Here is a 17,182-nt window from a genome sequence, read left to right on the forward strand (position 1 = left end):
AAACGGAGATAACACATGTTTGAACCGATGATGGAAATGTCTGACGATGCAGTAATTAAAGTCGTTGGAGTTGGTGGCGGTGGCGGTAACGCTGTTGAGCACATGGTACGTGAATCAATCGAAGGCGTAGAATTCATCAGTGTTAACACTGATGCACAAGCACTTCGTAAAACAAGCGTGAGCAGCGTGATCCAAATTGGTGGTGATATCACTAAAGGTTTGGGCGCTGGTGCAAACCCACAAGTAGGCCGTGATGCAGCTCTCGAAGATCGAGAAAGAATTAAAGAAGTTCTAACTGGCGCCGATATGGTATTTATCGCAGCTGGTATGGGCGGTGGGACTGGTACAGGTGCTGCTCCAGTTATTGCTGAAGTTGCGAAAGAGTTGGGTGTGCTGACGGTTGCTGTTGTAACTAAGCCATTTAGCTTTGAAGGCAAAAAGCGTTTAGCGTTTGCTGAGCAAGGTATTGAAGAGCTTTCTAAACATGTGGATTCATTAATTACGATTCCAAATGAAAAGCTACTTAAAGTACTTGGCCGCGGCGTAACTCTGCTAGAAGCTTTCGCAAGTGCCAATGATGTACTTAAAAACGCTGTACAAGGTATCGCTGAGCTAATTACTCGCCCTGGTATGATTAACGTCGATTTCGCGGATGTTCGCACCGTAATGTCTGAGATGGGTCATGCAATGATGGGTAGCGGTATCGCAAAAGGTGAAGACCGTGCTGAAGAAGCTGCTGAAACGGCAATTTCTAGCCCACTACTAGAAGACATCGACCTAGCTGGCGCACGTGGCGTTCTTGTGAACATCACAGCAGGCCTAGATATGCGTCTAGATGAATTCGAAACAGTAGGTAATACAGTTAAGGCATTCGCATCTGATAACGCAACAGTTGTGATTGGTACTTCTCTAGACCCTGATATGACGGATGAAATCCGTGTAACTGTTGTAGCAACAGGTATCGGCACAGAGAAAAAACCAGACATTACATTAGTTGCTGGTGGTAAAGCTAAGGTTGCACCAACTCCTCAACCACAAGTTGCAGTTCAAACTGCACCAAAAGTGGAAGAGAAAGTGGCACAACCATTGCAAGAAAAAACTGAGGTTAAACCTCAAGTTAAGCCGCAGCCAACAACGTCACCTGTTTCTTCAGGTACAGGCGCTAGCCAAAGTGCAGCACCTAAGGCTGAGAAAGAGAGTGGATACTTAGATATTCCAGCATTCTTACGACGTCAGGCTGATTAACAAATACCCAAAATTTGACTATCGTCGAATTAATGGTAAAATTCGCGGTCGGTAAATACTGACCGTGATTTGTAGCACTGATAACGAGGCAAGCAGATGATCAGACAACGTACTCTGAAAGAAATTGTGAAAACAACTGGTGTGGGTCTCCACTCTGGTCGTAAAGTCACACTTACTCTTCGCCCGGCAGCTGCAAATACAGGTATTGTTTATCGTCGTACAGATGTAAATCCACCTGTAGATTTCCCAGCTGATCCAGCGTCAGTTCGTGACACTATGCTATGTACAGCTCTTGTTAATGACGAAGGCGTACGTATCTCTACAGTGGAACACCTTAACGCAGCTTTAGCGGGTATGGGCATCGACAACATTATTGTTGAAGTAGATGCACCTGAGATCCCAATTATGGATGGTAGCGCAAGCCCATTCGTATACTTGCTACAGCAAGCGGGTGTAGAAACACTGAATGCAGCGAAGCGTTTTATTCGTATCAAAAAGCCTATCCGTTTTGAAGATGGCGATAAGTGGGCAGAATTTGTTCCATTTAACGGCTTCCGTATGGACTTTGAGATCGACTTTAACCACCCAGCTATTGAATCTGATGAGCAACGTTTGTTGTTTGATTTCTCTTCACAAGGTTTTGTGAAAGAAATTTCTCGCGCTCGTACTTTCGGCTTCATGCGCGACATTGAGTATCTACAATCTCAAAACCTAGTACTTGGCGGTAGCTTTGATAATGCTATCGTACTGGACGAATACCGAATTCTTAATGAAGAAGGTCTACGTTTTGACAATGAGTTCGTAACTCATAAAGTACTAGACGCGATTGGTGACTTGTACATGTGTGGACACGCTATTATTGGTGAGTTCCGTGCATACAAATCAGGTCACGGCCTAAACAACCAACTACTACGTGCAGTACTTGCTGACGCAGAAGCTTGGGAATGGGCAACATTCGAAGAAGAAGTAGGCTCTCCTGTTGCATTTGCTGAGCCAGGAATGGTTCTAGCGTAATTGTTGTTTACAGCAATATAAGATTTCGAAAACCAGGTCATTGACCTGGTTTTTTTGTATCTATTTTCCAGATACAGTGTCGTCAACATCCGAAAGTTGTCTCCCAATGAGCTGCAGTCTGGCTAATCCATCAGCAATTAGAAAGAAAAGTTCCAAGCACATCAAACAAATGGGGTTATAAATGGTTGTTGATGTGAAAATTACTTACACTAAAGGGCATTAATTTTAACTCAAGCCTTGAAAACTCTACTCTCAAGTACAATATCAAAGATACTAGATTTATCTCAGTATCCTTGGTTAGTAACTGAAGACTAGTTCATAGCTAGTAGAGACACTGACGGCATTTAAAATAGATCGCGGACGATCTGAGAACGAAGAGATTCCAAGCACATGATTACTAAGCTGCTGACAAAGGTAATTGGCAGTCGCAATGACAGAACACTGCGCCGCCTTAGAAAAATTGTAAAAGAAATTAATAACTACGAACCAACGTTTGAAGCTCTTTCAGACGAAGAGCTAAAAGCAAAAACGGTTGAGTTTCGTGAGCGCTTAGATAAAGGTGAATCGCTAGACCAACTTCTACCTGAAGCATTTGCTACGGTACGTGAAGCGTCTAAGCGTGTTTACGGCATGCGTCACTTTGACGTGCAAATGATTGGTGGCATGGTTCTAAATGCTGGCCAAATTGCAGAAATGCGTACTGGTGAAGGTAAGACTCTTACAGCAACCCTACCAGCTTATCTTAACGCCCTACCTAGCAAAGGTGTTCACGTAGTAACGGTGAACGACTACCTAGCGAAGCGTGATGCGGAAACAAACCGCCCATTATTTGAATTCCTTGGTATGACTGTTGGCGTAAACGTGCCAAACATGGCTCCACCAGAGAAGAAAGAAGCGTACCAAGCGGATATCCTATACGGAACAAACAACGAGTTTGGCTTCGATTACCTACGTGACAACATGGCTTTCCGTGCTGAAGATCGTGTTCAACGTGAGCGCTTCTTTGCTGTTGTCGATGAGGTTGACTCAATCTTAATCGATGAAGCTCGTACTCCACTTATTATCTCTGGCCCAGCTGAAGATAGTTCAGATCTTTACACGCGTATTAACACGTTGATCCCTAACCTTGAGCGCCAAGATAAAGAAGATTCTGAAGAGTACCGTGGTGAAGGTCACTACACCTTGGACGAGAAATCGAAACAGGTTCACCTGACTGAAAACGGTCAAGAATTTGTAGAAGAGCTAATGGTCAAAAACGGCCTGATGGAAGAGGGTGACACGCTTTACTCTCCAACTAATATCAGCCTATTGCACCATGTCAATGCAGCGCTGCGTGCACACGTACTGTTTGAGAAAGACGTCGACTACATCGTTACTGAAGAAGGCGAAGTGGTTATCGTTGATGAACATACTGGTCGTACTATGCCAGGTCGTCGTTGGTCTGAAGGTTTACACCAAGCTGTTGAAGCTAAAGAAGGTGTGAAGATTCAGAATGAAAACCAGACGCTAGCATCGATTACATTCCAGAACTTCTTCCGTCTATACGAAAAACTGTCAGGTATGACAGGTACAGCCGATACAGAAGCTTTCGAATTTCAGTCTATCTACGGCCTAGAAACAGTGGTTATCCCAACCAACAAGCCTATGGTTCGTAACGATATGCCAGATGTGGTTTATCGTACCGAAGAAGACAAGTTCAATGCGATCATTGAAGACATCAAAGACCGTGTAGCTGCTGGTCAGCCATCATTGGTTGGTACGGTTTCTATCGAGAAGTCTGAACTACTGTCTAACGCACTGAAAAAAGCAAAAATTAAGCACAGCGTTCTAAATGCTAAATTCCACGAAATGGAAGCAGAGATCGTTGCACAAGCTGGTATGCCGAGTGCGGTAACTATCGCAACTAACATGGCTGGTCGTGGTACCGATATCGTATTAGGTGGTAGCTGGCAGGCACAAGTTGAGAAGCTAGAGAATCCAACCAAAGAGCAGATCGAGAAGATCAAAGCTGACTGGAGAGTAATCCACGATAAAGTGCTTGAGTCAGGTGGTCTGCACATCATTGGTACTGAGCGTCATGAATCTCGCCGTATCGACAACCAGCTACGTGGTCGTTCTGGTCGTCAAGGTGATGCGGGTTCTTCTCGTTTCTACCTATCAATGGAAGATTCTCTGCTACGTATCTTCACATCGGATCGTATGGCTGGTCTTATCCAAAGTGGTATGGACGAAGGCGAAGCGATCGAATCTAAGATGCTTTCTCGCTCAATTGAAAAAGCACAACGTAAAGTTGAAGGTCGTAACTTCGATATTCGTAAGCAGCTTCTTGAGTACGATGATGTAGCCAATGACCAACGTAAAGTGGTTTATGAGCTTCGTGATGAACTAATGAGCTCTGACGATATCAGCGAGATGATCGAACACAACCGTGAAGATGTATTGGCATCAGTGATTGATGAATACATCGCACCTCAGTCTCTTGAAGATATGTGGGATATCGCGGGTCTGCAAGATCGTCTGAAGAATGACTTCGATCTAGACTTTGATATTCAAGGTTGGTTAGACGAAGACGACAAGCTTTATGAAGAAGCATTGCGTGAGCGTATTCTTGCTATGGCGGTTGATTCGTACAAACAGAAAGAAGAAGTGGTTGGTGCTCAAGTACTGCGTAACTTCGAGAAATCTGTGATGCTACAAACGCTAGACGGCCTTTGGAAAGAGCACTTGGCTGCGATGGATCACCTTCGTCAAGGTATCCACTTACGTGGTTATGCTCAGAAGAACCCGAAACAAGAGTACAAGCGCGAGTCGTTTGAACTGTTTGAAGGCCTACTAGATGTACTGAAAACAGACGTTGTTACCATCCTTTCTAAAGTGCGCGTTCAGCAACAAGAAGAAGTTGAAAAGATGGAAGCTCAACGTCAAGCTCAAGCTGAAGAAGCGGCGCGTCGTGCACAAGCGCAACATGCAACAGCTGAAAACCAGCTAGCTGACGATGAAGCTGAAGCGGCATCTCCACAAACGGTAGTGCGTGACGAGCGTAAAGTTGGCCGTAACGAGCCATGCCCATGTGGTAGCGGTAAGAAGTACAAGCAGTGTCACGGTAAAATCGCGTAAGTTTAATGAATCGTTGCTGTAGCGCATGATAGCTGCGTTGGTGGTACTCACTTACAGTCGTAAGCTCCGTGCCACCGCCTTGCTCTCATACACTACAACTTAGCTTCATAAAACTGACAAATAGAATATAAAGAGTCGCTTAGGCGGCTCTTTTTGTATGTAAATTTCATGGCTTACTTTGTTACGCAAGGAAGTTGTCATTCCCTATAGCGAGGAGTGAGCGTAGTAGGGAATCTTGTTTAGTTAGGCTCGCGTAGTTTTAGATCCCCAACTCAGTCGTTCCTCTTTCTTGAGGATGACGTATTTAGGGACTATGTGAGTTCAGCGTTTTATTAAGGAACACCATCAATGAAAAGAATCCATATCGTAGCGGGTATTATCTTCAATCAAGATAAGTCACAGGTCTTTATCACTAAGCGTCCAGATGACAAGCACAAAGGTGGCTTCTGGGAATTTCCAGGTGGCAAGGTTGAAGAGGGCGAAACTATTGAGCAAGCGATGACTCGCGAGCTTGATGAAGAGGTCGGTATCAAGGTGACCGAGCAGTCTCTGTTTGAGCATCTTGAATTTGATTACACGGATAAGTCACTTAAGTTCGATTTCATTCTCGTGACTGATTTTGAAGAGCAGCCTTATGGTAAAGAAGGTCAGCAAGGTGAATGGGTAAGCCTAGAATCATTGAATCAATACGCCTTCCCAGAGGCAAATGTGCCAATTTTAGAGCGAGTAATAAAAGAGTTTTCGTAATTGCTAGCCTGAGTTTGAGATTGTTGTTAGTTTAAAGAGATTAATCGATTGAACGTTGCTGCAAGAGATAAGTGGCAACGGTAACCAAAACAATGGAGATATTCGCAGTGGTAAGAATTGCAATTGCAGGAGCAGCGGGCCGCATGGGCCGCAACTTGGTGAAAGCCGCTCATCATAATTCAGAAGCAAGTGTTGGAGCTGGTTCAGAGCGTCCAGAGTCATCTTTGGTCGGCGTAGATGTCGGCGAGTTATGCGGTGAAGGTCGTTTTGATGTTGCTTTAGTCGATGATTTGTCTAAAGCCATCGAAGAGTTTGATGTGATTGTCGATTTTACTGCCCCTGTTAGCACATTAGCGAATATTGAACTTTGTAAACGTCACGGTAAAAAACTGATCATCGGTACAACGGGCTTCTCTGAAGAAGAGAAGCAGGTGATTGATGCTGCTTCAAAAGAGATGGCTATCGTAATGGCACCTAACTACAGCGTTGGTGTGAACCTGGTCTTTAAGCTGCTAGAGAAGGCCGCTAAAGTGATGGGCGATTACTGTGATGTCGAGATCGTTGAGGCTCATCACCGTCATAAAGTCGATGCACCGTCAGGTACTGCGATTGGTATGGGCGAAGCTATTGCGGGTGCTATGGGCAATGAGCTGAACGATGTAGCTGTATGGTCACGCGAGGGTATTACTGGCGAGCGCACTAAAGATGAGATTGGTTTCGCGACGATTCGTGCCGGTGACATTATTGGTGAACACACCGCTATGTTTGCTGATATCGGTGAACGAGTGGAAATTACCCATAAAGCTACTGATCGAATGACCTTTGCTAATGGCGCAATCAAGGCCGCGGTTTGGTTAAATGATAAACCAGCAGGCTTTTATACCATGACGGATGTGCTTGGTTTGAATGACCTATAAATAGATATTTATGCGCTGGCAATTGCCGGCGCTTTCTTTATTTGGTGCATTTTCCTTAGTAATCTCACTTCTCCGATCTTCCTTCTACTTTCTTCTTATCGCCTTTTTGACTCTATTTCTATGCTGTTTATGTGGTCTTTAGTGTGTTTTTTGTTTTAGATCTTTAAATTGTCATGTTTTCTCTTGGTATTTATCGATTGCGTTTTGTTGCTGATATTTTTATCACTCTATGGTTGGCTAAAATGAGGAGTGAAAATTAGAAAATCGTAATATTCGAGCTAAATGCGCATGAAAGTTGAACTTTTGGAGCTTTGAGGGGGTAAATTGAATTAGTCCTTACAAATGTTTAATTTCTTTTGAGTTAAATGTTGACACGTATCACGCAGATCACTAAAATACCGCCAATTTGTCTAATTTCCATAAACACGCAGTTTTTGGTGTTGCAGGAAGGTAGATTTGCAAATTAAATCAATTTTAATGCATTTTTATTTCTGGAGGTTGTCTTGAAGAAGTCAGCACTACTCGTCCTAGAAGATGGGACAGTATTTCACGGTGAAGCCATTGGCGCTGTAGGTTCTGCAGTTGGTGAAGTCGTTTTTAATACCTCGATGACGGGGTACCAAGAAATCCTCACTGATCCTTCCTATTCTCAACAAATCGTTACCCTTACTTACCCTCACATTGGCAATACCGGAACCAATTCCGAAGACGAAGAATCTTCTTCAATCCACGCTCAAGGCCTTGTGATTCGCGATCTCCCTCTAATCGCTTCTAACTTCCGTAATGAACAATCCCTTTCTGATTACCTTAAGTCGCAAAACGTTGTTGGTATCGCTGATATCGATACTCGTAAGCTGACGCGTATTCTTCGTGAAAAAGGCGCACAGAACGGTTGTATCGTAGCTGGCTCTTCAGTAAACGATGGAAACCTAGACGAAGCTCTAGCTCTTGCTAAAGCAAAAGAATTCCCTGGCCTGAAAGGTATGGACCTTGCGAAAGAAGTTACAACAAAAGAAGCGTATCAATGGAAACAAGGTTCGTGGACGCTTACGGGTGGACTTCCTGAAGCGAAAGCAGACTCAGAATTGCCATACCACGTTGTTGCTTATGACTTCGGTGCAAAACGAAACATCCTACGAATGCTTGTTGACCGCGGCTGCCGCCTAACGGTTGTTCCTGCTGAGACTTCAGCTGAAGAAGTACTTGCTCTGAACCCAGACGGTGTTTTCCTTTCAAATGGCCCTGGTGACCCAGAACCATGTACTTACGCAATTGAAGCGACAAAAGTGTTCCTAGAAAAAGGCTTACCAATCTTCGGTATCTGTCTAGGTCACCAGATTCTTGCTCTTGCGTCAGGCGCTAAGACAGTGAAGATGAAGTTTGGTCACCACGGCGCAAACCACCCGGTTAAAGATTTAGATCGTGATGTTGTGATGATTACTTCGCAAAACCACGGCTTTGCTGCTGACGAAGAAACCCTTCCAGAGACACTACGTGCAACGCACAAATCACTATTTGATGGTTCTCTACAAGGTATTCACCGTACAGACAAACCAGCATTCAGCTTCCAAGGTCACCCTGAAGCAAGCCCAGGTCCAGAAGACGCAGCGCCGTTATTCGACCACTTTATTGAACTAATCAAACAGCACACAGCGTAATTCGGAGTAGTAGACAATGCCAAAACGTACTGACATTAAAAGTATTCTTATTCTAGGTGCTGGCCCGATCGTTATCGGCCAAGCATGTGAGTTCGATTACTCTGGTGCTCAAGCTTGTAAAGCGCTTCGCGAAGAAGGTTACCGAGTTATTCTTGTAAACTCGAACCCAGCGACAATCATGACTGACCCAGACATGGCAGATGCAACTTACATCGAGCCTATCCAATGGGAAGTTGTGCGTAACATCATCGCTAAAGAGAAGCCTGATGCAGTTCTACCTACTATGGGTGGCCAAACTGCATTGAACTGTGCTCTAGACCTAGAAAAGCACGGCGTTCTTGAAGAGTTCGGTGTTGAAATGATTGGTGCAACGGCTGACGCTATCGATAAAGCAGAAGACCGTTCACGCTTCGATAAAGCAATGAAAGCAATTGGCCTTGAGTGTCCAACTGCTGATACAGCGAAAACGATGGAAGAAGCTTACAAAGTTTTAGACATGGTTGGCTTCCCTTGTATCATTCGTCCATCGTTCACGATGGGTGGTACTGGTGGCGGTATCGCTTACAACAAAGAAGAATTTGAAGAAATCTGTCGTCGTGGTTTGGATCTATCTCCAACTAATGAACTTCTTATCGATGAATCACTTATCGGTTGGAAAGAGTACGAGATGGAAGTGGTTCGTGACAAAAACGACAACTGCATCATCGTATGTGCGATTGAAAACTTCGACCCAATGGGTATTCACACAGGTGACTCAATCACCGTGGCTCCAGCTCAAACGCTGACAGACAAAGAATACCAACTAATGCGTAACGCATCTCTAGCAGTACTGCGCGAGATTGGTGTTGAAACAGGTGGTTCAAACGTACAGTTTGGTATCAACCCGAAAGATGGCCGTATGGTTATCATCGAGATGAACCCACGTGTATCTCGCTCTTCTGCACTAGCATCTAAAGCAACAGGTTTCCCAATCGCTAAGATTGCAGCGAAACTGGCTGTTGGTTTCACGCTAGACGAGCTAATGAATGACATCACTGGCGGCGCAACTCCAGCATCATTCGAACCAACAATCGACTACGTAGTAACTAAGATTCCTCGTTTTAACTTCGAGAAGTTTGCAGGTGCTAACGACCGCCTAACGACGCAAATGAAGTCGGTTGGTGAAGTTATGGCCATCGGCCGTAACCAACAAGAATCTCTACAAAAAGCACTTCGCGGCCTAGAAGTTGGCGCGACTGGTTTTGACGAAATGGTAGACCTAGACGCACCAGATGCTCTAACGACTATCCGTCACGAACTTAAAGAAGCTGGCGCAGAGCGTATTTGGTACATCGCTGACGCATTCCGTGCTGGTATGTCGGTAGATGGTGTATTCAACCTAACGCAAATCGACCGTTGGTTCCTAGTTCAAATCGAAGACATCGTTAAGCTAGAGCAAGAACTTAAAGCGAAAGGCTTTGCTGGTCTAAATAAAGACGAGCTAAACAAGCTTAAGCGTAAAGGTTTTGCTGATGCGCGCCTATCTAAGATTCTAGGTGTAGCGGAAAGCGAAATCCGTCGTCTACGTGACCAATACGATATCCACCCGGTATACAAGCGTGTAGATACGTGTGCAGCTGAGTTCTCTTCAGATACGGCTTACATGTACTCATCTTACGATGACGAGTGTGAAGCAAACCCAACAGACAAAGAAAAAATCATGATTCTAGGCGGCGGTCCAAACCGTATCGGCCAAGGCATTGAATTTGACTACTGTTGTGTACACGCATCACTAGCGCTACGTGAAGATGGCTACGAAACTATCATGGTTAACTGTAACCCTGAGACAGTTTCTACAGACTACGATACGTCTGACCGTCTGTACTTCGAACCAGTAACTCTGGAAGACGTACTAGCAATCGCTCGTGTTGAGAAGCCAAAAGGCGTTATCGTTCAGTACGGTGGTCAAACGCCACTTAAACTGGCACGTGCTCTTGAAGCTGCTGGCGTACCAATCATCGGTACTAGCCCAGACGCAATCGACCGTGCAGAAGACCGTGAGCGTTTCCAAGTTGCTGTAGACCGTCTAGGCCTACTTCAACCAGAAAACGCGACAGTAACAACAATGGAGCAAGCGGTAGAGAAATCTCGTGAAATCGGCTTCCCACTTGTTGTACGTCCTTCTTACGTACTTGGTGGTCGTGCGATGGAAATCGTATACGACGAGCAAGACCTACGTCGCTACTTCAACGAAGCAGTTAGCGTATCCAACGAATCTCCAGTACTACTTGATAGCTTCCTAGATGACGCTGTTGAAGTAGACGTAGATGCGATTTGTGACGGTGAGCGCGTTGTAATCGGCGGTATTATGGAGCACATCGAGCAAGCGGGTGTTCACTCTGGTGACTCAGCATGTTCTCTTCCTGCATACACGCTAAGCCAAGAAATCCAAGATGTAATGCGCGAGCAAGTTGAAAAGCTAGCGTTCGAGTTGGGTGTTCGTGGTCTGATGAACACGCAGTTTGCTGTTAAGAACAATGAAGTGTACCTAATCGAGGTTAACCCTCGTGCAGCACGTACGGTTCCATTCGTATCTAAAGCAACTGGTGCGCCAATCGCTAAGATTGCCGCTCGTGTAATGGCGGGTCAATCTCTAGAGTCTCAAGGCTTTACGAAAGAAATCATCCCACCTTACTACTCAGTGAAAGAAGTTGTACTTCCATTCAACAAGTTCCCTGGTGTTGACCCACTGTTAGGCCCAGAAATGCGCTCTACTGGTGAAGTTATGGGTGTTGGTGCGACGTTCGCAGAAGCATACTCTAAAGCTGAATTGGGTTGTGGTAACATCTACCCAGAAGGCGGTCGTGCACTTCTTTCTGTTCGCGAAGGCGACAAAGAGCGTGTTGTTGACCTAGCATCTAAGCTATCTAAGCTTGGTTACCAGCTAGACGCAACTCACGGTACTGCGGTTATCCTTGGCGAAGCGGGCATCAACCCACGTCTAGTAAACAAGGTACACGAAGGTCGTCCTCACATTCTTGACCGTATCAAGAACAACGAGTACACGTACATCGTGAACACTGCAGCTGGCCGTCAAGCGATTGAAGATTCTAAAGTTCTTCGTCGTGGTGCACTTGCTGAGAAAGTTAACTACACGACTACGCTAAACGCTGCATTCGCGACTTGTATGGCGCACACTGCAGACGCGAAAACGTCAGTAACTTCAGTTCAAGAGCTACACGCTCAGGTTAAAGCTTCTCAAGCTTAATCGCCTAAAGTGTATCGTTGATAAGCGGATATAAATGCTCAAAGCCCACTCTTCGGAGTGGGCTTTTTTATGTCTGTTATTCCGCGGTAACTTAATGATGAATATTTGGAATAGGTTAGAATCTTGTGTTTCGTTATTGCTCGTCTGCCGTGAGTGGTAACTTGTCGCTACACAGGACTTTAAGGCGTTGGGTATATGGAAATCACTCTAGAAATATTGGCTATCTTGTTTGTTGTTGCAACGGCAGCAGGCTTTATTGATGCAATGGCTGGCGGCGGTGGGTTACTGACTCTACCTGCATTGCTAGCGGCTGGAGTTCCACCGACGCAGGCATTGGCAACTAACAAACTCCAAAGCTCATTTGGCAGCTTCTCTGCGAGTTGGTATTTCGTGCGCAACGGTATCGTCAGCATCAAAGAGATGCGCCTTGCTATCTTTTGTACCTTTATTGGCTCTGCAATTGGCGCTGAGTTAGTCCAGCACATTGATGCGAGCCTACTGACCAGTGTGATACCGCTGCTGCTTATCGCTATCTCTCTCTATTTCCTGTTGGCACCGCAAACTAGAGCGTCTGAAGGAAAACAGAAGATCTCTGAGGCCATGTTTGCTCTGTGTATTGGTGGCGGCGTGGGTTTCTATGATGGCTTTTTTGGCCCAGGAACAGGTTCTATCTTCACCGTCTGCTTTGTTGCTATTGGTCACTTCTCGTTAGTCGATGCTACGGCGCGTACTAAAGTACTTAACTTTACCTCGAATATCGCTGCCTTAATTTTCTTTATTTTGGCTGGTTTGCCTATTTGGGAGTTGGGATTAGTGATGGCGGTCGGTGGATTTATGGGCGCTCAGCTTGGCGCTAAAGTGGTGGTGACAAAAGGGCAGAAATGGATTCGCCCCTTTGTGATCGTGATGTCGATGCTAATGGCGTCTAAACTGCTTTGGGAACAGCATCAACAATGGATTCTATCAGTGTTTTAACTCGTGGAGACTGGTAACTATTTGGTCTGACACAGATATGAATCGGCCGAATCAAGCCTGCTAATTCGGTGAAGCTATACAGATATTGAGGCTCAATATTGAGTGTTTTTACGATAGAGAGCGGTATTAACGCTGGCCCAGTCCCGCCCAATGCAAGTTGAGCCGCTGCGGTGTAGGCATCCATCTCCATCAAGGGTTTGATACCAAACTTCTCTAATACAGAAAGTTGATAAGAATTGGCAGGGTTGGTCATGTCGTTAGTGATGACCATTGGAGGAAGCTCCGTTAGCGGTGACTTACTCACTATGTAAAACGGCTCATCAAATAGATGGAAGGTCATCAACCCATGATGCGGTGGCAGTAAGCCAGCACACAACCCCAAGGTCGCCTTACCAGATTGCACTCGCTCTATGATTCTCGGCGTGTGGTTGGTGGTAATGGTGATGTACTTATCTTGCTGGATGAACTGGCCCATCATCTCACCTAAATAACCGGCTATCAGAGACTTAGAGCTGTCTAGGGTGATGAGAGTAGTATCTTCCAACTCTTGCTGTTCATAAATAAGCCCGCGAAGTTCATTGAATGTCGGGCCAATACTCTCTATTAATGCTATCGCATCTGGCGTGAGTTTTATCTGTCGGCCACTCGGTTCAATGAGCTTTTTACCTAGCTTCTTTTCTAAATTCGCAATCCGTTTGCTGACCGCTGATTGGCTGATATAAAGCAAACTGCCTGTGCGGCTCATGGTCTTTGCTTTACTCAATACCAGTAGAGTTTCGATTCCTTCGAGTAGCATTGGGTTATATTCATGAAAGTTGGGAATGATTGTTTCAACTTACCTCAAACAACATTCATTCTCTAGTCTTGAAACTAAAGCTTTGAACCAAGTTAGGTATTTTTAGCTATGCTCGCACGTGTAGCGCGAGAGCATAATAATTGTGTTGGGGAGCTCAAATTAAGAAAGGCTCCTTTACGGAGCCTTTCACTTTGTAACGTTAGCTTATTTGATGGCGAAGGTCGGCAATGATAAATGCCAACGAATAGCGCCAAGCCTTATCAATAGTGTTGAGAACACGCCGGCCAGAAATGCAGTTTCTGAATCGTGCCCCATGCTGATCGCCATGGTATGGAAAGTACCACCAATGATACAAGCGGTCGCGTAGACTTCACTTCTTAGAATCATAGGCACTTCACGGGCAAGTACGTCGCGGATAATACCGCCACCGCAGCCGGTGATGACACCCATGATGATCGCCACTAGTGCTGAATCTTGATAGATAAGTGCTTTTTCTACACCAATGCCAACAAACACCGCTAGGCCAATCGCATCACATACCGGCAATATCCACCAAGCCAGACGTTTCGGGCGTCTTACAATAATCATGGTCAGCAAACAGGTGATGATGATGACCCAAAGGTAGGTGGTATCGGTGATCCAAAACACGGGAGTTGCACCCAATGCCATGTCACGAATTGTGCCGCCGCCAATCGCGGTTACACTGCCTAGAACGGCGACGCCAAAGGGATCCATCTTAAGACGGCCAGCGACAAATACGCCTGAGACGGCAAAGATGGCAGTGCCAAATAAATCGATAATATAAAGCAGCATGGAGTCCATGATACTGGTGCTCTTATAGTTAAAATTGTAGGGACAGGTCGGTGGCGAATTGTACGAAAAAACGCAGCAAATAGTTAGTGATTTTGCCTAGCTCTATCGAAGAAATCGCACACTTGTTGGATCGCTTTCAAAGTTCTCGTTGTCGGGCGATTAATCCAGTCTGAATTGAGGGACCAAATCTGATTTTGAGCGACTGCTGGGATTTCATCTTCCCATGTTTGCCACATGGTTCCATTCTCAATCGCGTGCTGAGAAGTGAAAATCACTTGCGGTTTTCTTAATACAACTTGTTCAATACCAACTTGCGGATATGGCGAGGCGCTGTCTTCAAAAATATTGTGTCCACCACAAAACTCAAACACCTCACTTGGCCAGTGTCCTTGAGCAACAGTGATGATCGGCTTTTCACTGAGCTGGTAGAAGTAGTTTACTGGCTCGGCATCTTTGTATTCTAGTCTCAACGCGTTGAGCTGCTCTCTGTATTGCTGAGCGTTATTTTCGCCAATGCTTGGATCGCTAGCGTATTCGCTCAGTTGTTCAATATTGGTTGCGATACTGTCTAGGCTTTTGGTCTTGGAGTAGTAAATATTAAAACCAAATTGCTCTAGTTTCGCGAGCTCTCTGGGCGGGTTTCCCGCTGGCCACGCAAGAATCAAATCAGGCTGAAGTGCGATGATCTTCTCAACCTTGATACCTTGATAGTTTGCCACTTTTTCAAGCTTATCGGCTTGTGGTGGGTAATCACTTCGTTCACTTACGGCGACAAGGTTGTTACCTAAACCTGCGCTGTACGCGAGTTCAGTGGCATGAGGAGCAAGGCTGACTACGCGTTGAGCCGGCTGTACTTGTTCTTGAGTCCGTGGTGCTTCTTCTGCAAATGATAAAGGCAGCCATAAGCTGAAAGACAAAATAGTAAGGCTTGTAACAAGTGCTGAAGGTTTCACTCTAAATCCCTTGGTGAATAAATAGTAAGGCTAGGCTTTGTAAAAATATCCAGATAGCGATGCGACCAAAGAGTAGTTTCTGAACCTGAGATAGATGCAGAGCTGACGGTGCGATTCTTCCGCCTAATTTCGCGCGAATGGCTTTAGTGTTGTCGTAAATCGCAGGGCCACCTAATGATAACTCCAGCTTGTTGCCAACAGCCGTGATTAACCAGGCTGGGCCGGGTAGTGGCCAAGAGCGACTTTGGACTAGCATCATCTTAAATGTGTGCGTTGCTTTATCACCAAAGACGATCATCAAGGCAAATAAGCGCATTGGTATAAGTTCTAGGATAGCGACTATCTTGATCGCCGTTGAGCCGAACGGAGAAAATTGCTTGCGACTTGGCGACCAAGCTCGAGCTAACTCGACCACAAGGCGATACATTAACGCAGCGATTCCACCACCAATGGCGTACCAGAACAACACACAAACTACGTTACGAGCGTAACCCATGATTATGGTTTCTGTGGCGGCTTTGCCGAGGCCAAGTGACGAAAGTGATTCGGTTTGACGATTGACAATCGGAGCCAGTAACTGACGAGCGGCCGCTTTATCTTCTCGGCCAAGTACTTTGATCAGTTGGTTAGCCAGCTTTTCATTATTGCGCCAATCAATCGCGAGTAATAACAGTGCCAATTCAAACAGTTGAGATTGCCAAACCAATGGTTGCAGTGCCAATAGAATAACCAGAGTTGGCAGTACCATTAACCCCCAGGCTAATGTGCCTGAGATTAAACTTTGGGAATAGTTGTGGTTGTTATTGTTATTAACCTTGCTTGCTAAAAGCTCAGCAAACTTATGCCATAAGGTCGTGGGGTGTGCGGCATGGGGGATAGGTAAAATTAAATGAAAAAGCAGTGCTCCCCACATCACAAGGAGCACGCCATTTGCAAATACCTGATCAAACAGTGTTTGCATGTCTAGTCGCTTACTTTAGTAGGGCAACCATCTTGATAACCATTTCAGAAGAGCTTTGCGCTGCTAGTGGCAGGAACTCTTCGAAGCTCATTGGTGATTCTTTGTCTGCAACATCAGAGATTGCACGAACAACCACGAATGGTACTTGGAATTGGTGACAAGCTTGAGCGATAGCCGATGCTTCCATCTCTACAGCAACAACAGATGGGAAGTGCTTGCGGATGAACTCTTGGCGTTCTGCTGTGCAAACAAATGCGTCGCCAGTACAGATAAGACCGCGAACGGCATGCTTGTCTTCCATTTGTGCTAGTGCTTGTTCAGCAACAGCCATCAGTTTGTCGTCAGCTTTGAACGCTGCAGGTTGACCTGCCATTTGGCCGATTTCGTAACCGAAAGCTGTAACGTCTGCATCGTGGTGTCGAACTTCAGTTGAGATAACCACATCGCCAAGGTTCAGTGTTGAATCAAAACCGCCAGCAGAGCCCGTGTTCAGAACGGCATCTGGTTGGTATTCGCTTAGTAGGATTGAAGTACCAACAGCCGCTGCTACTTTACCAATGCCAGATTGAAGCAAAACAACGTCAACACCATTTAGCTGACCAGAGAAAAAGGTACAACCGCCTTTATTAACTTCAGTAATGTCTGAAATTGCTGCTTTTAGGATCGCAACTTCTTGCTCCATTGCGCCAATGATGCCGATTTTCATGTGTAGTCTCTTAATAAATAATATTTAAACAGT

General features: G+C 45.4%; 13 protein-coding genes. 8 read left to right on the forward strand and 5 right to left on the reverse strand.

Annotated elements, in window-relative coordinates:
- Window positions 1–15 precede the first annotated feature (15 nt).
- The 8 genes from ftsZ (at window position 16) to AB6E54_RS06640 (ending at window position 12,920) form a co-directional block, all read left to right on the forward strand.
- The gene (gene ftsZ, locus AB6E54_RS06605) at window positions 16–1,245 is read left to right on the forward strand and encodes a cell division protein FtsZ (RefSeq protein ID WP_372106025.1); all 1,230 of its coding nucleotides are present in this window, start codon (window positions 16–18) and stop codon (window positions 1,243–1,245) included.
- Window positions 1,246–1,341: 96 nt separating this feature from the next.
- Complete coding sequence (gene lpxC / locus AB6E54_RS06610) at window positions 1,342–2,259, forward strand: UDP-3-O-acyl-N-acetylglucosamine deacetylase (RefSeq protein WP_010434751.1); 918 nt, start codon at window positions 1,342–1,344, stop codon at window positions 2,257–2,259.
- Window positions 2,260–2,649: 390 nt separating this feature from the next.
- Window positions 2,650–5,376 carry a preprotein translocase subunit SecA gene (secA, locus tag AB6E54_RS06615; RefSeq protein ID WP_372057793.1) on the forward strand — a complete coding sequence of 909 codons (2,727 nt, stop codon included), beginning with the start codon at window positions 2,650–2,652 and terminating at the stop codon, window positions 5,374–5,376.
- 348 nt (window positions 5,377–5,724) lie between these two features.
- Window positions 5,725–6,123: an 8-oxo-dGTP diphosphatase MutT gene (mutT, locus tag AB6E54_RS06620; RefSeq protein WP_017062897.1), complete on the forward strand. Its 399-nt coding sequence runs from the start codon at window positions 5,725–5,727 to the stop codon at window positions 6,121–6,123.
- Between the two features lie 92 nt (window positions 6,124–6,215).
- On the forward strand, window positions 6,216–7,040 hold the full coding sequence (dapB, locus tag AB6E54_RS06625; RefSeq protein WP_020628676.1) for a 4-hydroxy-tetrahydrodipicolinate reductase: 825 nt from the start codon (window positions 6,216–6,218) through the stop codon (window positions 7,038–7,040).
- A 503-nt stretch (window positions 7,041–7,543) separates the two neighbouring features.
- Window positions 7,544–8,698, forward strand: a complete 1,155-nt coding sequence (gene carA / locus AB6E54_RS06630) for a glutamine-hydrolyzing carbamoyl-phosphate synthase small subunit (RefSeq protein WP_010434758.1) — start codon at window positions 7,544–7,546, stop codon at window positions 8,696–8,698.
- A 16-nt stretch (window positions 8,699–8,714) separates the two neighbouring features.
- Complete coding sequence (gene carB, locus AB6E54_RS06635; RefSeq protein WP_017059294.1) at window positions 8,715–11,945, forward strand: carbamoyl-phosphate synthase large subunit; 3,231 nt, start codon at window positions 8,715–8,717, stop codon at window positions 11,943–11,945.
- A gap of 195 nt (window positions 11,946–12,140) precedes the next feature.
- Window positions 12,141–12,920, forward strand: a complete 780-nt coding sequence (locus AB6E54_RS06640) for a TSUP family transporter (protein WP_372102359.1) — start codon at window positions 12,141–12,143, stop codon at window positions 12,918–12,920.
- Here the strand turns inward: AB6E54_RS06640 and AB6E54_RS06645 are convergent.
- The 5 genes from AB6E54_RS06645 to mtnN form a co-directional block, all read right to left on the reverse strand.
- Window positions 12,871–13,716: a LysR family transcriptional regulator gene (locus AB6E54_RS06645; protein WP_017059296.1), complete on the reverse strand. Its 846-nt coding sequence runs from the start codon at window positions 13,714–13,716 to the stop codon at window positions 12,871–12,873. The genes AB6E54_RS06640 and AB6E54_RS06645 overlap by 50 nt on opposite strands.
- A gap of 204 nt (window positions 13,717–13,920) precedes the next feature.
- Window positions 13,921–14,538 carry a TRIC cation channel family protein gene (locus tag AB6E54_RS06650; protein WP_017062893.1) on the reverse strand — a complete coding sequence of 206 codons (618 nt, stop codon included), beginning with the start codon at window positions 14,536–14,538 and terminating at the stop codon, window positions 13,921–13,923.
- Window positions 14,539–14,612: 74 nt separating this feature from the next.
- A complete protein-coding gene (btuF, locus tag AB6E54_RS06655; RefSeq protein ID WP_372106027.1) occupies window positions 14,613–15,482 on the reverse strand; it encodes a vitamin B12 ABC transporter substrate-binding protein BtuF in 870 nt (289 codons plus the stop codon).
- A gap of 1 nt (window position 15,483) precedes the next feature.
- The gene (locus AB6E54_RS06660) at window positions 15,484–16,443 is read right to left on the reverse strand and encodes a cobalamin biosynthesis family protein (RefSeq protein ID WP_102319700.1); all 960 of its coding nucleotides are present in this window, start codon (window positions 16,441–16,443) and stop codon (window positions 15,484–15,486) included.
- A gap of 10 nt (window positions 16,444–16,453) precedes the next feature.
- Window positions 16,454–17,149 carry a 5'-methylthioadenosine/S-adenosylhomocysteine nucleosidase gene (gene mtnN / locus AB6E54_RS06665; protein ID WP_017059300.1) on the reverse strand — a complete coding sequence of 232 codons (696 nt, stop codon included), beginning with the start codon at window positions 17,147–17,149 and terminating at the stop codon, window positions 16,454–16,456.
- Between the last annotated feature and the right edge of the window lie 33 nt (window positions 17,150–17,182).

Origin of the sequence: Vibrio sp. 10N.247.311.49 (assembly GCF_041467655.1) — a bacterium.
Taxonomy (GTDB): domain Bacteria; phylum Pseudomonadota; class Gammaproteobacteria; order Enterobacterales; family Vibrionaceae; genus Vibrio; species Vibrio crassostreae_C.

Coding starts and splice junctions, on each gene's coding strand:
- ftsZ (WP_372106025.1), top strand. CDS start 16: ATGTTTGAACCGATGATGGAAATGTCTGACGATGCAGTAATTAAAGTC.
- lpxC (WP_010434751.1), top strand. CDS start 1,342: ATGATCAGACAACGTACTCTGAAAGAAATTGTGAAAACAACTGGTGTG.
- secA (WP_372057793.1), top strand. CDS start 2,650: ATGATTACTAAGCTGCTGACAAAGGTAATTGGCAGTCGCAATGACAGA.
- mutT (WP_017062897.1), top strand. CDS start 5,725: ATGAAAAGAATCCATATCGTAGCGGGTATTATCTTCAATCAAGATAAG.
- dapB (WP_020628676.1), top strand. CDS start 6,216: ATGGAGATATTCGCAGTGGTAAGAATTGCAATTGCAGGAGCAGCGGGC.
- carB (WP_017059294.1), top strand. CDS start 8,715: ATGCCAAAACGTACTGACATTAAAAGTATTCTTATTCTAGGTGCTGGC.
- AB6E54_RS06640 (WP_372102359.1), top strand. CDS start 12,141: ATGGAAATCACTCTAGAAATATTGGCTATCTTGTTTGTTGTTGCAACG.
- AB6E54_RS06645 (WP_017059296.1), bottom strand. CDS start 13,716: ATGCTACTCGAAGGAATCGAAACTCTACTGGTATTGAGTAAAGCAAAG.
- AB6E54_RS06650 (WP_017062893.1), bottom strand. CDS start 14,538: ATGGACTCCATGCTGCTTTATATTATCGATTTATTTGGCACTGCCATC.
- AB6E54_RS06660 (WP_102319700.1), bottom strand. CDS start 16,443: ATGCAAACACTGTTTGATCAGGTATTTGCAAATGGCGTGCTCCTTGTG.
- mtnN (WP_017059300.1), bottom strand. CDS start 17,149: ATGAAAATCGGCATCATTGGCGCAATGGAGCAAGAAGTTGCGATCCTA.